This window comes from Pseudoalteromonas galatheae, from assembly GCF_005886105.2.
In the GTDB taxonomy this organism is placed as follows: Bacteria; Pseudomonadota; Gammaproteobacteria; order Enterobacterales; family Alteromonadaceae; genus Pseudoalteromonas; species Pseudoalteromonas galatheae.
Genome location: NZ_PNCO02000001.1, coordinates 699,475 through 715,873, shown reverse-complemented (window position 1 = coordinate 715,873; position 16,399 = coordinate 699,475). Strand labels below are relative to the sequence as shown.

At 42.7% G+C, this 16,399-nt stretch carries 12 protein-coding genes; 9 read left to right on the top strand and 3 right to left on the bottom strand.

The features are described from left to right. Positions 1-140: 140 nt before the first annotated feature. The 3 genes from CWC29_RS03090 (at position 141) to CWC29_RS03080 (ending at position 4,219) form a co-directional block, all read left to right on the top strand. Positions 141-1,901: a sensor histidine kinase gene (locus tag CWC29_RS03090; RefSeq protein WP_128728452.1), complete on the top strand. Its 1,761-nt coding sequence runs from the start codon at positions 141-143 to the stop codon at positions 1,899-1,901. A 157-nt stretch (positions 1,902-2,058) separates the two neighbouring features. After that, positions 2,059-2,973, top strand: a complete 915-nt coding sequence (gene rdgC / locus CWC29_RS03085; protein WP_138521592.1) for a recombination-associated protein RdgC — start codon at positions 2,059-2,061, stop codon at positions 2,971-2,973. A 352-nt stretch (positions 2,974-3,325) separates the two neighbouring features. Next, positions 3,326-4,219: an EamA family transporter gene (locus CWC29_RS03080; RefSeq protein ID WP_138521594.1), complete on the top strand. Its 894-nt coding sequence runs from the start codon at positions 3,326-3,328 to the stop codon at positions 4,217-4,219. A gap of 50 nt (positions 4,220-4,269) precedes the next feature. Here the strand turns inward: CWC29_RS03080 and CWC29_RS03075 are convergent, their stop codons facing one another. Continuing rightward, a complete protein-coding gene (locus CWC29_RS03075) occupies positions 4,270-5,109 on the bottom strand; it encodes an HDOD domain-containing protein (RefSeq protein WP_128728455.1) in 840 nt (279 codons plus the stop codon). 394 nt (positions 5,110-5,503) lie between these two features. Here CWC29_RS03075 and CWC29_RS03070 point away from each other — a divergent pair, with 394 nt between their 5' ends. Further along, positions 5,504-7,204: a dipeptidyl-peptidase 3 family protein gene (locus CWC29_RS03070; RefSeq protein WP_138521596.1), complete on the top strand. Its 1,701-nt coding sequence runs from the start codon at positions 5,504-5,506 to the stop codon at positions 7,202-7,204. A 168-nt stretch (positions 7,205-7,372) separates the two neighbouring features. Then, positions 7,373-7,990: a hypothetical protein gene (locus tag CWC29_RS03065; RefSeq protein ID WP_128728457.1), complete on the top strand. Its 618-nt coding sequence runs from the start codon at positions 7,373-7,375 to the stop codon at positions 7,988-7,990. A gap of 20 nt (positions 7,991-8,010) precedes the next feature. Here the strand turns inward: CWC29_RS03065 and CWC29_RS03060 are convergent, their stop codons facing one another. Beyond that, on the bottom strand, positions 8,011-8,463 hold the full coding sequence (locus tag CWC29_RS03060; RefSeq protein WP_088529936.1) for a hypothetical protein: 453 nt from the start codon (positions 8,461-8,463) through the stop codon (positions 8,011-8,013). A 146-nt stretch (positions 8,464-8,609) separates the two neighbouring features. Beyond that, positions 8,610-9,002 carry an HIT domain-containing protein gene (locus CWC29_RS03055; RefSeq protein ID WP_138521598.1) on the bottom strand — a complete coding sequence of 131 codons (393 nt, stop codon included), beginning with the start codon at positions 9,000-9,002 and terminating at the stop codon, positions 8,610-8,612. A gap of 112 nt (positions 9,003-9,114) precedes the next feature. Between CWC29_RS03055 and CWC29_RS03050 the strand changes: the two genes are divergently transcribed. From CWC29_RS03050 to CWC29_RS03035, 4 genes are all read left to right on the top strand, one after another. Continuing rightward, positions 9,115-11,346: a S9 family peptidase gene (locus tag CWC29_RS03050; RefSeq protein WP_128728460.1), complete on the top strand. Its 2,232-nt coding sequence runs from the start codon at positions 9,115-9,117 to the stop codon at positions 11,344-11,346. 220 nt (positions 11,347-11,566) lie between these two features. Next, the gene (locus CWC29_RS03045) at positions 11,567-13,207 is read left to right on the top strand and encodes a methyl-accepting chemotaxis protein (RefSeq protein WP_138521600.1); all 1,641 of its coding nucleotides are present in this window, start codon (positions 11,567-11,569) and stop codon (positions 13,205-13,207) included. Positions 13,208-13,354: 147 nt separating this feature from the next. Beyond that, positions 13,355-14,401 carry a glutathione synthase gene (gene gshB, locus CWC29_RS03040; protein ID WP_128728462.1) on the top strand — a complete coding sequence of 349 codons (1,047 nt, stop codon included), beginning with the start codon at positions 13,355-13,357 and terminating at the stop codon, positions 14,399-14,401. Continuing rightward, positions 14,385-16,364: a flavohemoglobin expression-modulating QEGLA motif protein gene (locus tag CWC29_RS03035; RefSeq protein ID WP_209319012.1), complete on the top strand. Its 1,980-nt coding sequence runs from the start codon at positions 14,385-14,387 to the stop codon at positions 16,362-16,364. Before gshB ends, CWC29_RS03035 begins: the two co-directional genes overlap by 17 nt. Positions 16,365-16,399 lie beyond the last annotated feature (35 nt).

The window sequence follows — 16,399 nt, the reverse complement described above, 5'->3', positions numbered from 1 at the left end:
AACATATTAAACTTTCCTAGGTAAGGCGCTAAAAAGCATATTTAATGAAGATAATTATTTATTTTTAACCATTTATTGGCTAACTTTAAAAGCAGATTATTCAAAGGCGATGAACTTACCGTAGGAGCTCAGCTTAATTCATGCTGCAAAAAAGCCTCTCAAAAAAATTGCTCACCAATGTGCTGTCGGTTTACTTCCTTCTAACCTTTGTCGTCACATGTGGTCAAATCATTGCTGAATACGTCAATACCAAAGACTATATTCGTAATGAACTTACCATGCTGCAAAAAACCTTTAGCCGAAGCTTGACCCGCGCTATTTGGGAACTTAATACAAAGCAAACTGTTACTACAGCAGAAGGCTTGCTCGCGATCCCTATGATCGAAGGGATTATTGTACGTGATGACAGTGGGGAAATTATTTCACAACTCGGTCGCTCGTTAGATATTCACGAACTTTACAGTCAGCAGCTTGTTCAAGAAGAAGCAATAATTGAAGATACGCCATCCGGTTTGTTTGGTTACACCTTTCCGTTGATTTTTGAATTCTCGGGACGCGCAACGCAAGTCGGTGACGTGACACTATTCTCTAGTCGAGAGGTCGTCTTTAGTCGCATCATGATCTCAATTTACTTTTTGATAGGCAATGCAATGATAAAGACAACGTTCTTGATCATTCTATTTTTAATTGCCTTTAGAAAGCTACTTACTGAACCGCTAACCGATCTCACCGAGCAAATAGAAGATTTTGAAGTCGACAACGTTGATGGTCATAAGATTGATATCGGAACCAAAGAGCGCAACGAGCTTAAGATCATGGAAGAGGCGTTTAATAAGCTGATTGACAAGGTCTCTGAATATCGGAAAAAACTCGATCAAACTCAAAAGGAGCTGCTGATCAGCAATGAAAAGCTTGATCAACATAATATTCAGTTGGAGCAAGAGGTCGCACGGAAGACCTCAAACCTTAGCCAAGCGATGATGGATCTCCAGCAACAAAAGTATGAATTAGAAAAGCAGAAGTTAACGCTCACAGAAGAAATTGATTTAAGAAAACAAACAGAAGAAGAGCTACTAACAAAACAAAAAGAGCTTGAGAAATACGTAGATGAGCTGAATATGGCACAAGAGCGCTTAGTGGGCTCTGAAAAAATGGCGGCACTCGGCGGCCTTGTTGCCGGTATTACGCACGATATTAATACTCCTGTTGGTATTGGCGTGACTGCGACGTCGTTCTTGCAGGAGCGCTTAGATCAGCTTGAAGCGGCGTACAACGGAAAAACCTTATCACCAAAAGCGTTAGAAGAATTCATTAGTGAAGCAAAGCAAAGTGCTAGCCTACTTACCACCAATTTAGACCGCGCCTCAGAACTCGTGGCGAGTTTTAAACAAATTGCAGTCGATCAGGCCAGTGAAGCGATTCGTACCATTAACTTTAAACAATACCTCGGTGAAGTGATCCGCTCATTACACCCAAAATTGAAGAAAACTCATCATCAAGTGAATATTGAATGCCCTGAAAACATGACACTAAACTTACCAGCGGGAGCAATTAGTCAAATATTCACGAACCTTATCATGAATTCTTTGATCCATGGTTTTGAGAATCAAGAGCAAGGCCAAATTGATATTAAAATTAAAGAAGACAACGGTATGGTAAATATCGTCTACAAAGACAACGGCAAGGGCGTAAGTAAAGCCCAACTAGACCGGTTGTTTGACCCCTTCTTTACGACCAAACGCGATCAAGGTGGCAGTGGGCTTGGTACCCATATTACCCTAAACCTCGTAAAACAAACCTTGAATGGGGATATCGAAGTAAATAGTGAAGAAGGCAAGGGTCTCACCTACTACATCAGCTTCCCAAAAGACTTACAAAAGCCAATGGCGATGTTTAGCTAACCAAGTTTAGTACACGACAAGCGTCCAATACGCCAAGCTGCAAAGTGGCGTATTGGCGCAAGATACCTCCCCCACCACCAAACATCATCTAGTGGAATACAAGCTGTGACCTTTTTGCTATGATGACCGCAATTTTATTCCAGACGGGCATATTTCTATGTGGTTCAGTAACTTAATCTGCTACAAATTCAAACAAGATGTAACTTACGCACAAGAAGATTTCGAAAAAGCACTCGAACAGGATATTTTTCGTCCTTGTGGTAGTCAAGACATGACCACTTTTGGCTGGACAAAAGCCTTCGGTAAACATGGTCAGATGCTTTCACATTTTTCTCAAGACAGTATCTTAGTTTGTGCTAAGCGTGAAGAAAAGGTGCTTCCTGCAGCCGTAGTCAATGAAATGGTCGCCGAAAAAATTGAGCAAATAGAGCAGCAAGAAAACCGTCCAGTAAAGAAAAAAGAAAAAGACGATATTAAAGAGAATATCCTAGCGACTTTATTACCTCAAGCGTTCAAAAAATCGAGCCTACAATTTGCTTTTATCGACCAAAAATCAGGTTGGGTTATTGTAAATAGTGCCAGCTTCAATAAAGCGGAAGAACTACTTGCACTACTGCGTAAATCTCTGGGCACGCTTCCTGTTGTACCTGCGTTTGCAAACTATGATTTAGACTTACAGCTAACACACTGGCTCACCGAGTTTAGTGCACCTGAAGGCTTTGCAATAGGCACCGACGCTGAGTTGCAAGAGCCAGACGACAACGGTGCTCAAGTCAAGTTAAAACAACATGACCTTTCATCAGACGAAATCAAAACGCACCTAGAAAACGGTAAGCGTGTGACTAAACTCGCATTAGATTGGCGTGAGCGCGTGAAATTCGTTTTACAAAACGATGGTACGTTAAAGCGTTTAAGCTATGCAGAAACACTTAAGGACCAGAATGCGGATATTCCGAAAGAAGATCTAGCCGTTAAACTTGATGCTGACTTTATTTTGGTCTCGGAAGAAATCAAAGAGTTGTTAGAAGATCTAACCAAAGGCCTTGGTGACGACGAAAGCCTAGAGTCTTAATCTTAGAGTCATCATCCAGAGCTTGTTGAGCTTTTGATACGAAAAATTGATAGCGGATATAGCTATCAATTTTTCTTTATCCAGCGCAATACTCTATCTTCACAAGGTTACTTTGTGCCAATAGCGAACGGACTGCACGCACTCAAGTGCAAACGTATAGTTACTGGCTCGCCACTTTATTTGCACTAACCAACGCATTTGTAGCGCTTTATTTACTCTTCAATGGCATGATAGGAATCCGGCTTTGGCAGTAACGCTTTGCTAACCTGAATTTCAGGCATCGAAGACAATTTACATCAGTAGTCCGATACCCGAAGCAGTAATAAGTACAATTAAACGGAGTTTTACGCGCGTGAATGTAAAAAGCATTTCATTGGCTTTAATAGTAGTGATAATTTGGGGGCTTAACTTTTCGGTCATTAAATTTGGCCTAGCAGAGTTGCCTCCTATTTTATTTTCAGGCTTGCGTTTTTTGGTAGTCGCGATCCCTGCAGTATTCTTTATTCCTTTTCCTAAAACGTCGGTATGGAACGTACTCAGTGTTGGGCTATTTTTAGGTGTGCTTAAGTTTAGCTTGCTGTTTATTGCGATGGAATCAAATGCGTCAGCTGGCATTGCTTCTTTGCTGCTACAAGCCCAAGTCATTTTCACGATTTTGCTAAGTGTATTGTTGTTAAAGGAAACCATGAATCGCTTTCAAATGGTGGGGATCAGCATCGCAACGTTTGGCTTTAGTTTGTTTTTTATCAACTCGTCTGGGTCAACGACGATATTGGGCGCGGTGCTCATTCTGTTCGCGGCATTATTTTGGTCGTTTTCAAACCTCATCATGAAGCGCCTGAAAAGCGTTAATTTACTCCATTTTATTGTTTGGGTAAGCCTTGTGCCGCCATTGCCACTTTTTACACTGTCTTATTTTATTGAAACTGACTCTCCATTGACCTTACTACTGAACACCACAACACAGTCTTGGTTATCCATTGCCTATGTGGGTTATATCTCGACACTGATTGCATTCGCAATATGGGGTTGGCTACTTAAAAATCACAAGGCCGCAGCAGTAACGCCTTTTGCTTTATTAATCCCTATTGTCGGCATTATAGGTTCAGCCTTATTACTTAATGAGCAGTTGATGCTAATGGAAGCTATTGGGGCTGGTTTTATTTTATGTGGCTTAACGATTTCAGTTACAGGTGCTCGGATAAGCAAAATATTTAGAAAGCCCCGAGCCGAGGTTTTGCCCTAAACGCCAAAGACCTCAACAGAGGTCTTTGTATTCAAAGGAAGCAAAAGGCACTAGGCAAACATTGTTTTGACGTCTTCGAGTACACTTAAATAAGTATCATCGGCAAACATGTTCACCTCCTTAATAACCCCCTTTTCTTCATACTGTTTTAATGCTGCGGACTTATCAGACACCTGTAAAATACCTTCTACGATTGCACCCACACGAATAAAGTCGACATAACAAACATGTTCAGGCCGATAATTAGGATTTGCCCAGCTTTCTGCGACCTCAACAAACTCGTCGGTGAATTCCCACTCACGCATTATTGCTCCACCTATCTTACCGCCTAATTTCTGGATGGCATGGGCCAAAAAGCTTGGGTTGGCAAACACTTCAGGGTGGCGTTCAGCCTCTGTCAAAATAGGTAAAACACCGATATTGAACACCAAAGAGGCCAACGTGATTGTATCTCTGTTGAGCGAAGTGTGCTTATTGACACGGAGATAAAAGTCCATTGTCGTTATCGCTTGGCAAGCGACTTTTAACGTCTTCTGCCAAGCTTTGTCCATGTATGTCTTGATGAGTTTGTTATTAGAAACAAATAACTGCTCCATTGCCATTGCAGTAGCAATATTCTTGATTTGTCTAAGACCGATCCGAGTTACCGCTTGGTTTAGGGTATTCACCTTCACCGAACGGCCCATAAAAGCGCTGTTGGCAACTTTTATCATACGCGCAGCAAGAGCTGGGTCATGAGAAATAACGTCAGCCATCTGCATCAGGTTAATTTCAGGATCATCTGCCGCCTGCCTAACACGCACTGCAATTTCAGGTAATGTCGGCAATACCAAGGTGTCGTTATTGATCCTATCAGTTAGAATCGTGAGCAAAGCATTTTCTGTAGACATGAAACCAAATCCCTTAATAACTGAATAAAAGACCCGACTGCAAACGTAAGTTTATAGCAAAAGTAGGCACTGCGCTTGCTGGTGGTCACACTGCTGATTTTTAGTATCTATGTCGTAAGTATTGTCTAACTTTCGGATAAAGTTAAGAAAATCTAGGAAAATAATATTTTATTTATATACCCTCAATAATTAGCAAGTTAGAATTCAAGGCATACCGTACTTTGCGGCACGCTTTATCGCAAAAATACTGAAAATGACCCCAAATGGGGTGCAAATGGTAACCTTTCACGTTAACTGCGGCTTACGTACCACATACCAGTCTAAGTTAACTAAGCATAGTGATACAAAATCGTGTAAGGTGATCGCCACATAATTAAGACAACAAGGGAGCATTATGAAACACTCTATGATTTCAGTTGCAATCGCGCTTGCAACAGGTCTCACCCTAACAGGCTGCTCTGAGCCATCCACTTCTTCTGAAAAACCTAGCTCACAAACTGAACAAGTACAAAAAGATGTCAAGCAGTCAGGCTATAAGCTAGTTAATGCATCTCAAGAGCGGCTAGATATTTATACCCCAGTAACGCTAGAAACAGACTTAAGTCACCTAAGCGACAACCAGAAAAAGATGCTAGCTTTACTCATCGACGCTTCGGTTATTATGGATGATTTATTTTGGCAACAAGCGTTCGGCGAAGACAAAGCAACATTCCTAAGCAAAATCTCAGACGAAAAAGTACGCCAATTCGCAGACATCAACTATGGGCCTTGGGATCGTTTAAATGGCGACCAAGTTTTTCTTTCTGGCTTTGAAGAAAAAGCACTGGGCGCGGAGTTTTACCCAAGCGACATCACCAAAGATGAGCTAAATAACGTCGATGTAAAAGATAAATCAGGACTTTATTCTCTTATCCGTCGCGATGAAAACGGCAAGCTATACAGCACTTCTTATTCATCTGCATATAAAGCAGAGTTGGATAAAGCCGCAGCGCTATTACGCCAAGCAAGTAAACTGGCACAAGACAAAGAGTTTGCAAATTACTTAAACTTGCGCGCAGATGCATTAGTCAATAATAGCTACCAAGCGTCTGACTTTGCTTGGATGGACATGAAGAATAACCCGATTGATGTGGTGATTGGCCCAATTGAAACCTATGAAGACCAGCTATTTGGCTATCGCGCCGCTTTTGAATCTTACGTTCTAGTTAAAGACTTGGCGTGGAGTGAGCGTCTCGCTAAGTTTGCCGCTTTTTTACCTGAGCTACAAACTGGCTTGCCAGTTGATGATAAATACAAGCAAGAAGTGCCAGGCTCTGACGCCGACCTAAACGCATATGACGTCATTTATTATGCAGGCCACTCAAACGCTGGTAGTAAAACCATTGCGATTAACCTGCCAAATGACGAAGAGGTGCAACTCCAAAAAGGCACGCGTCGCCTACAGCTTAAAAACGCTATGCGCGCAAAATTCGATAAGATCTTAGTACCGATCGCTGATCAACTTATCGTCCAGGAGCAACGTAAGCACATCACCTTTGATGCTTTCTTTGCTAATACCATGTTCCATGAAGTCGCCCATGGACTAGGTATTAAGAATACCATTACAGGTAAAGGTACTGTGCGCCAATCACTGCAAGAACACGCCAGTGCACTTGAAGAAGGTAAAGCCGATATTCTAGGCCTATACATGGTTGAGCAACTACTTAAAAAAGGCGAGATCACCGAAGGTACGCTTGAGGATTATTACATCACCTTTATGGCTGGTATCTTCCGCTCAGTACGTTTTGGCGCATCCAGTGCACATGGTAAAGCGAACATGATCCGCTTTAACTTCTTTAAAGAAGAAGGCGCATTTTCTAAAAACACGGACGGTCTATATCAAGTGAATATGGAGAAGATGGGCGCAGCGATGGAGAAACTGTCTAACCTTATCCTAACGCTACAAGGTGACGGCGACTATCAAAAAGTCGATCAACTGATCGCCACGCACGGCGATATCAAAGCAGAACTACAAAAAGACCTAGATAAGCTTTCTAAAGCGAACATTCCTGTTGATGTTACCTTTAAGCAAGGTAAGCAGGTGCTAGGACTCTAGTACTAACAAGCGCACCATGCCATAGTGACTGAAGCGCAAGCTAAACGCCTATGGCATGACTTACCCCATTACACTGCAAGTTAAATAAAAATCGCGACATCACCTAAAGTAAACTAGGAACAAGGCCGATAGAAAACAAACATTGTGTTAAAACAAAAAGGAGTTTTTATGACAATGAACTTTCGCATCCATTCTGCATCACTGACTATGGCACCCGCAAAGCCTGCTGCTACACAAGTGAAAGCAGCGTCAGAAGCTGCTACCCCTAAGGGGGATGAAGTACAACAACCATCAGACAAGTCAAATGCTATTGCAGCCTACACTGGTGATATTCCCAATAGTTCACCTTACAATGCACTATTAAACCCAGAAGGTTTTGATTTTGACAATATGTCCCTCAATGAATTTTACGATGTTGTTGATGCGATTCGAACCTTAGAGTTTGATATAGAACGTGCTAGTGGTAATACGGGAAGTTTACGTGATACATTTTGGCATGATGTGATGTCTGTTAAGGGCTCTTTGGAAGGTGTAAATTATGAGAAGCAAGGAATAAAGCCTGACGAAAAAATCAACATTTCACAATTTTATGGGCAGTCAGTAGATGAAGCCAGAAATATGGAAGAAGAGAACTACCGCTCTTTTCATGGTGTATTAGGGTATGCTCAAGAGCAACAAGAAACTGTAGCGCTCATCACTTCCGAATCTTTTATTAAAGAATATCAAGAAAAAGCAATCAGCTTTTTAAAAAGCCAAGAAACTCAACTAATTGATACGCAGGCTTAAGTAGCCTGCGTAATATTGAATTAATTCTCTCGGTATTCGTAACGTACACCACCACGAGTGCCTGTACCACCGCCATTATTCATTAACGCTAAGCGATAGTTACCACGAGGTAGATATCTACCAATATGCGTGCCTCGGTCAATTATTTTGCTATCACGATATAAAATTAGCTCCATATCATGGCCGTCATAGTTTTTCTCTATGGTGAAGAAGTAAGAGTTGCAGCTAATACTAGCGCTAGAAAAGCGAGTTAGGGTAACTTCTTGGCCCACTTTAGCGCTCTTATATCTGGTGTACTTATAAGTCTCACAGCGCCCTCGATTAACACCCTGCTCACCCACCTCCATATTTTCTGCGCTTATCACGACGCCTTGCTGCGAGCTCAACTCACCTTCCGCGAGAGCATAAGACATAGCTGAAGCGCCAACCAAAGAAGCAAGCACAATTGATTTAAATAGATTAGTAACTTTCATAATATTCCTTTGTTTTAGAAGTTATTCTTATTTGGCTTGAGCTGGAAAAGAGAGGTAAAGCTATTATGGAACACCTTTCAAATCCCTTTTACAGAAACAAACTCAATGAAACTTTAATCGACCCTCGTCCCTAATACAATACTTATCTATTCAAAACTCGCTTTTAGCTGCTCAACTTCCTCATCACTATAGGGTTTTGCTGGATAGAGTCCCCAAACCGGTTTTGGCCATGCAATATCGGTTTTAAATCGCGCGATGTGGTGCACATGTAGTTGTGGCACCATATTACCAAGCGCAGCCACGTTTAATTTATCTGGGGTAAAGGTGTCTTGCAACAAACGACTGAGCTTGGCCGATTCTTGCCAAAATTGAACTTGCTGCGACTCAGGTAAATCAATAATTTCTTTCGCGCCCACAATCCTAGGTACTAAGATAAACCAAGGGTACTGAGCATCATTCATTAACAACACACTACACAACGGCCACTCGGTAATTAGGATACAGTCTCGTTGTAATTCTTTGGCTAATTCAAATGACATAGTGAACTTCTTTAAATCCGATTTACTCGGCACTCTATCCGAATTTGTTGCTATTGCAAAGTAGCTTCATTACCATCCAATCAGACTTTAAAAATATAACAAGGTGGCTACCGTGCACTCTCGCATTAAACACTACACCATCGCTCTTCCATTAGCACTTGCCTCTGTCACCGCTAGCGCAGAGCAACTAACGCTAGAGCGACTTTTTGACGACCCGTCTCTTTCAGGTAAAGCGCCTGTAAAACTGCAATTTTCTCCTGACGGTTCTCGTGTTACTTATCTTCAAGGTAAAAAAGAAGACTATAACCGTTACGACCTTTGGGAATACAATCTAAAAGACAATACCAACCGCTTGTTGGTAGATTCTGCGGCGCTATTTTCTGGCCCAGAGAACCTCTCAGATGAAGAAAAAGCACGACGTGAGCGTCAACGTATTTTTGGCCGTGGTATTTTAGAATACAAATGGTCAAAAGATGGCAAAGCGCTACTTTTCCCACTCAATGGCGACTTGTACTACTATGAAATCGCTTCAGGTAAGAGCAAGAAACTAACGGAAACTGAAGCATTCGAAACCGATGCTCGCTTCTCACCAAAAGGTAACTTTGTTTCATTTATTCGTGAGCAAAACCTCTATACCATCAATCTCAAGTCAGGCAAAGAAACGCAATTAACTAAAGACGGCGGTGGCGTAATTAAAAACGGCATGGCTGAGTTTGTTGCCCAAGAAGAGATGAGCCGCATGACAGGTTACTGGTGGTCGGGTGATGAGCAACAAATTGCTTTTACTCGCATTGATGAAAGCCCAGTTCAAGAAGCCATTCGTAACGAAATCTATGCCGAAGAAGTCAAGCTATTCAATCAACGATACCCATACACCGGGACTGCTAACGTTGAGATTGAATTAGGTGTTGTAAAGATCAATGACCAAAAGGTGGATTGGATTGATCTAGGCGAAGATAAAGACATTTACATCGCCCGTGCAAACTGGTTGAAAGACAACAAAACATTGTCATATCAGTGGCAAAATCGCTCACAGCAAAAACTGGAACTGCGCTTTTACGATACTAAAAGCAAAAAACAGCAAGTCGCCCTAACCGAAACCAGTGATACCTGGATTAACCTGCATTTTGACCTTGAGTTCTTAAAAGACAAAAAGCATTTCGTTTGGGCATCTGAGCGCGATGGCTTTAAACACCTTTACCTGTACAGAACCAATGGCCAACTTGTGCGCCAAATCACTAAAGGCGATTGGATTGTTGAAAGCCTTCAGGGCATTGATGAGAAAAAAGGTATCGTATACTTCTCTGGCCGCAAAGACACGCCGCTCGAAAGCCACCTATACAGCGTACCACTTTTTAAAGATGGTGAAGCAAAACGTATTACCGAAAAAGGCAGCTATCACAGTGTTGTACTGGCGAAAGATAACCGTACCTTTATCGATAAAAGCTCTTCTGTAAACCGTCCACCAGCCGTTGCGCTACGCAAAGTGAATGGAGACTTTGTTACTTGGCTTGAAGAAAATGCGCTGAATAACGAACATCCGTTAACGCCTTATTTGAGCAATCTAGCTACGCCAGAATATGGCACGCTTAAAGCGGAAGATGGTCAAACCATGTATTACCGCTTATTTAAGCCCGCAAAGCTTGAAAACGGTAAGAAATATCCTGTTATTGTGAACGTGTATGGCGGACCTCATGCACAACGCGTGACCAACAGCTGGCGTAGCAAAAACTTGTATTTCCAATATCTTGCACAGCAAGGTTATGTGATTTTCCAATTAGATAACCGAGGTTCATATAACCGTGGTAAGAAGTTTGAAGATCCAATCTACAAGCATTTAGGCGTCGTGGAAGTCGCCGACCAAATTAAAGGCGTAGAGTTCTTGCGTACGCTAGAGTACGTCGACCCTGAGCGTATCGGTATTTATGGTCATAGCTATGGTGGTTATATGGCGCTGATGACAATGTTTAAAGCTGGCGACTACTTTAAAGCCGGTGTTTCTGGTGCGCCAGTAACTGATTGGGCTCTATATGACACACATTATACTGAGCGTTATCTTGGTCACCCAAATACAAATGCCAAGGGCTATGAGCAAAGTGCTGTGTTCCCTTATGCTGATGGACTAAAGGGCCCGCTGATGATCTATCACGGTATGGCCGATGACAACGTACTATTTACCCATGCAACTAAACTATTCAAACAGTTGCAGGACGAAGTTAAGCCATTTGAAATGATGACTTATCCAGGCTCGAAGCACAGCTTACGTGGCAAAAAAGTACAAACCCACTTGCATCAAACCATTACTGACTTTTTTAATCGTCATTTTGAGGTTGAAGCTAAGTAAACACTTAATAGCGCTCAGCCTCTTATAAGCTGAGCGCTTCTTCTCCTTTTTCAACATTTAGTTCTAATCCATTGGTCTAATTGTTTATTCGTCAAGACTAAGAAAAACTGAAATTATTGTTCTATCTCAAGTTATGACTACTAAGATTAATTAGTATGAATTGATGAGGCGTTCGCGCCGCTTGCTACTTTCAATAATAAAACGACATAAGGATTGCATTATGTCCAAACAGTTTTTCCGAAACCTCACCATCTTCCAGCGACTCGCGTTACTGATCATAGTGGTTATTATTGGCGTTATCCTTCAAAGCGCAGTGAGCTTATCGCAGCAATATGATGCACTCGAAAAGCAGCAATATCATAAAACCCAAAACCTTGTTGAAAATGCCTATAGTTTAGTGGCTTACTTCCATCAACAATATGTATCTGGGGAACTCCCTGAAGCGCAAGCTCAATCCGCAGCCCTTAATGCCGTTGCCGCATTACGATACGAAGGAAATAATTACTTTTGGATCAACGACTATCACCCAAAAATGGTGATGCACCCTTTCAAGAGCGAGCTTAACGGCAAAGATCTCAGCCAATCAAAAGATCCCAACGGCAAGCGCTTATTCGTTGAAATGGTACAAGTGGCAGAAAAAAGTGGAGCAGGATTTGTTCCTTACCTGTGGCCAAAGCCAGGCAAAGATGCTCCTGTCGAGAAAATATCTTATGTCAAAGCATTTACACCTTGGGGTTGGATCATTGGCTCCGGTGTGTACCTCGACACGATAGAAGCTGAGTTTTCCTATATTCGAAATTTGCTGTTAATTGAAATGGCTGTACTCATCGTGCTGTTATTCCCGTTTAGCGCACTCATTAGTAAGAGTATTATCGGCCCTATCACACAAGCCAAAGACATGATGAAAGATATCGCACAGGGCGAGGGTGATTTGACTCGACAACTCGACGAGAGTGGTAAAGATGAAGTAACCGCGCTTGCCAAGTACTTTAACTTATATACTGAAAAGATGCGTCATTCCATCGCGACAGTGGCCCATAACGCCAAAGAAGTGGAAACACTGGCCAATCAGGTAAAAGCGGCTGGTGAAGAGAATCTTGCATTTATTGAGTCACAAAATGACAATAGTCGCCAAGTAGCTACTGCTGCAGAACAAATGACCATGCAAGTTCGTGAGATCAGTAGCAATGCAGATACTGCCGAGCATTCCGCCGCAGACGCACGTAATTACAGTGAAAAAGGCAAACAAACAATTTCTCAAACCATCGCCGCCATTAAAAAGCTGTCGGAGCAAATTCAATCTGTGAGCGTGACAACAACGAGTCTTGCACAAGAGAGTCAACATATAGGATCTGTGCTCGATGTTATTCGAGGTATTGCCGAGCAAACTAATTTACTTGCGTTAAACGCGGCGATAGAAGCGGCTCGAGCAGGTGAACAAGGGCGCGGCTTCGCTGTTGTTGCCGATGAAGTACGCACCCTTGCAAGTCGTACGGGACAAAGCACAGATGAAATCCACAACATGATCGAGCGACTGCAAAAAGAAGCGCAGCAAGCCGTAGCTGCGGTTAAAATTAGCCAGCAAATCTCGGAGCAAACAGTGGAACAGGTCCAACATGCAGATAGCGCATTGACAGAGATTGAGCGCCTAATTGACGCTATCTCGGATATGAGCACCCACATCGCCAAAGCCACTGATGAGCAGAGTCTTGCAGCACAAGAAGTCAACGAGCGAATAGCTCAACTTTCTGACTCCACCCACCACTCTTTGGATACCACACACTTACTCAACAATACCAGTGAGCAACTCACACAGGCAAGTCACGAATTGAGTGACATAGTTAACCGCTTTAAAGTATGATACCCACCTTGCAGAGCACCAGTCAGTGCTCTGCTTCTTGCCCAATAGATGATTGATATTCCTTATCTTGTCGATAAAAATAATCCGTGAGCATCTACGCTATTTTACCGCTATATTGCCAATTTATTTGCTGAGCAAAAATAGCCCGTGAAAATCTGTTTTATTATGTACCCTTGGGAGCGTGTAGAAGCTGAAAACGACAGCACGCTAAGACTTATCCACGAAGCCGTATCACGCGGTCACGTCGTTGCTATCACCACCGTAAACAACCTCACTATTCGCGAAAGTGTCGCCAGTGCCTTCTGTGATGTATTTGTTGCGGGCCAAAAAGTATCTGACAACTTAGTGAGCTTTTACAACAAAGCTGAGTTTAAAAAAGTACAACTTCCTTTGGCAGGTTTTGACGCGATATTTATGCGCGCCAACCCACCACTTGATACCTTAGCGATGAACTTTTTAGACTCTGTTCGTGATGACACTTTCATTGTCAACGATATTGATGGCCTGCGTATTGCAAATAACAAGCTATACACGGCGTCGTTCCAAGGTATTGCGAGAGAATTTATTCCAAATACGCATGTATCTAAAAACAAAGAGTATTTAGAGCGTATATTCTCTGAATCAGAGCAAGAGAAAATGATCTTAAAGCCGCTTGATGGCTTTGGTGGTCGCGGTGTTATCGTCGTTGAAAAACGCGCGAAGCAAAGCTTTAGTTCACTCCTTGAGTTTTATATTGGTGGCGACGAGGCCGGTAAAGGCAGCAACTATGTCATTTTACAAGACTATGTTGAAGGTGCCGACGAAGGTGATGTTCGTATCCTAATGCTTAACGGCGAACCGATTGGCGCCATGAAACGAGTGCCTGCAGCAAATGAAGTGCGTGCTAACGTGCATGCTGGCGGCAAAGTGGTAAAACACAAACTCACCAACCAAGAAAAAGCATTATGTAAGCATATCGGTCCTAAGCTTGTGCGTGATGGTTTGTACTTTGTAGGCATTGACGTAATAGGCGGCAAGCTTATTGAAGTTAACGTACTCTCGCCTGGTGGGATAACCCGTATTAACCGTTTAAACCGCTGCAAGCTGCAAGTGCAAGTTATCGATTTTGTAGAGAGTGTGGTGCATGCCAAAGAGCTAGTAACGCATCGCAAAAACCAATTCCGCCAAGTAATAGAAGATGCTCATGCTATCTGAACAAGTCATCATTGCCGCGCTTGAAGCCGGTAAACCCATCAGTGGACAATTTGCTGAAGGCGCCTTTCACCTCGAAGTGAGAGAATACGTACCTTATGTCGCCACCGCTGTACACGCAGGCCACCGTACCCGTGCTAGCCTAAAAGGCTTGTTCGCCATGAGCGATGCTGAACGCTTACAAGAAGAAGACCCTTTTACCGATGGCATGATTGAATCATTACCCATCACACTTATCGCGCGTGACTCACGTTACGAATACGATCTTAACCGTGCGCCAGAGCTTGCGATATACAAAGAAGCATGGGGTAAACAAGTGTGGAACCAAGCGCTACCAAATGCAGACATAGATATTAGCTTGTCAAAGCATGCAGCCTATTACCGTGTGCTCAGTGCACTATTAACCACGCTTGAGCGTAAGTTTGGTGCCTGCTTGCTATTTGATGTGCACAGCTATAACTATCAAATTCGTAGCTACCCTTATGCACCAACCTTTAACATTGGCACTGCACAACTGGATACCTTGCGTTTTCGTGCCGTATTAGATGAACTGAAAAAACAGCTAGGGCTGAAAAAACTGGCAGGCCAGCTGGTGGATTGTGCTGAAAATACAGTCTTTCAGGGCCAAGGTTATCAAGCGCACTATGTTACCTGCCACTTTGATAACACCTTAGTGGTACCGCTGGAAGTGAAAAAAGTCTTTATGGACGAAAACAGTGGCGAATTATTCCCTGTGGTGTTTGAAAAACTACAGCGCAACATGCATGTAGCTTTGAGTAAAACGGCAAAAACATTTGCTAAAAATCACTGCTATAAGCCACTTCGCAAAGCAAAATCAGCGTCGCAGCTTGACCCTGCACTGATTAATGTAGACTCTGCACTTTACCGCATAGCCAAAAACCTTGAAACGCTGCATTACGTTAACCCAAGTAATATCGCGCAAGAGAAACGACGCTTTTTCTCGAAACGTCATTACCAGCCTGCGTTTAAATATCGTCCGCTGAAAATTGACCCGTATGAGTTTAAAGAGCAACTCTATCGCTTGCCCGTTGGAAAAATTCAAGATCCGATCGTAAAAGACTTATATCGTAAAGTGATCGATAGCTACGCCACTAAAATCGAACTGATCACCCAAATTGGTCGCGAAGCCTTTTTGTATAACTCGCTACGCTATTATGGTGAGCCGGATTACAACGATATAAATAATGCGACCTTCTTACTGCACGCGCGCGAAACAGAGACCTTGCCAAAAAAAGACATTACAGCCGAGCAAGCCTTGGTACGTTTTAATCAAGCGATTGAGACTATGGGCTTACCTTGCAAGGTCGCGATATCAAGCAAGCTCGTTGCCAAAGCAATGGTCGACAATGGTAAGCGTCTTCTGCTTGTAAATAGCAGTGCGATGCTATCTGAGCTCGATATCAATGCCTTGATAGAGCATGAAATTGGCGTGCACTTACTCACGACTTTAAATGCTGACGCTCAGCAACTAAAAGTGCTGCACTTAGGTCTACCTGGTAATACTTACACCCAAGAAGGCCTTGCCATCTATCGCGAGTATCAATCAGGGCAAATAAATCTGACACGATTAAAGGTACTAGCGCTTAGGGTGATTGCGGTTAATATGCTACTTAAAGGCGATAAATTCTATCAAGTGTATGAGTTTTTAGCTGACTCAGGCGTATTAAACGTCAATGAAGCCTTTGCGCTGACCACACGTATTTTCCGTGGTGGTGGCTTTACTAAAGACCATCTCTACTTAAAAGGCTTTAAAGACATAGTGCAGCTTGCCAATGCTCGCAGCTTGGATAATTTATATCTCGGTAAAACGGGCATTGCACACTTAGATGCGCTGGACGCGTTAGTAGAACAAGGCATCTTTACAAGACCTAAGTATCTGCCGGACACGAGCCGAGATCCAGAGCCAGATGCAATCCTAAGTTATTTAATTTCTTCAATTAAATAGGCCAAATTCGCCACTGTGGTTATACTAGTACTACC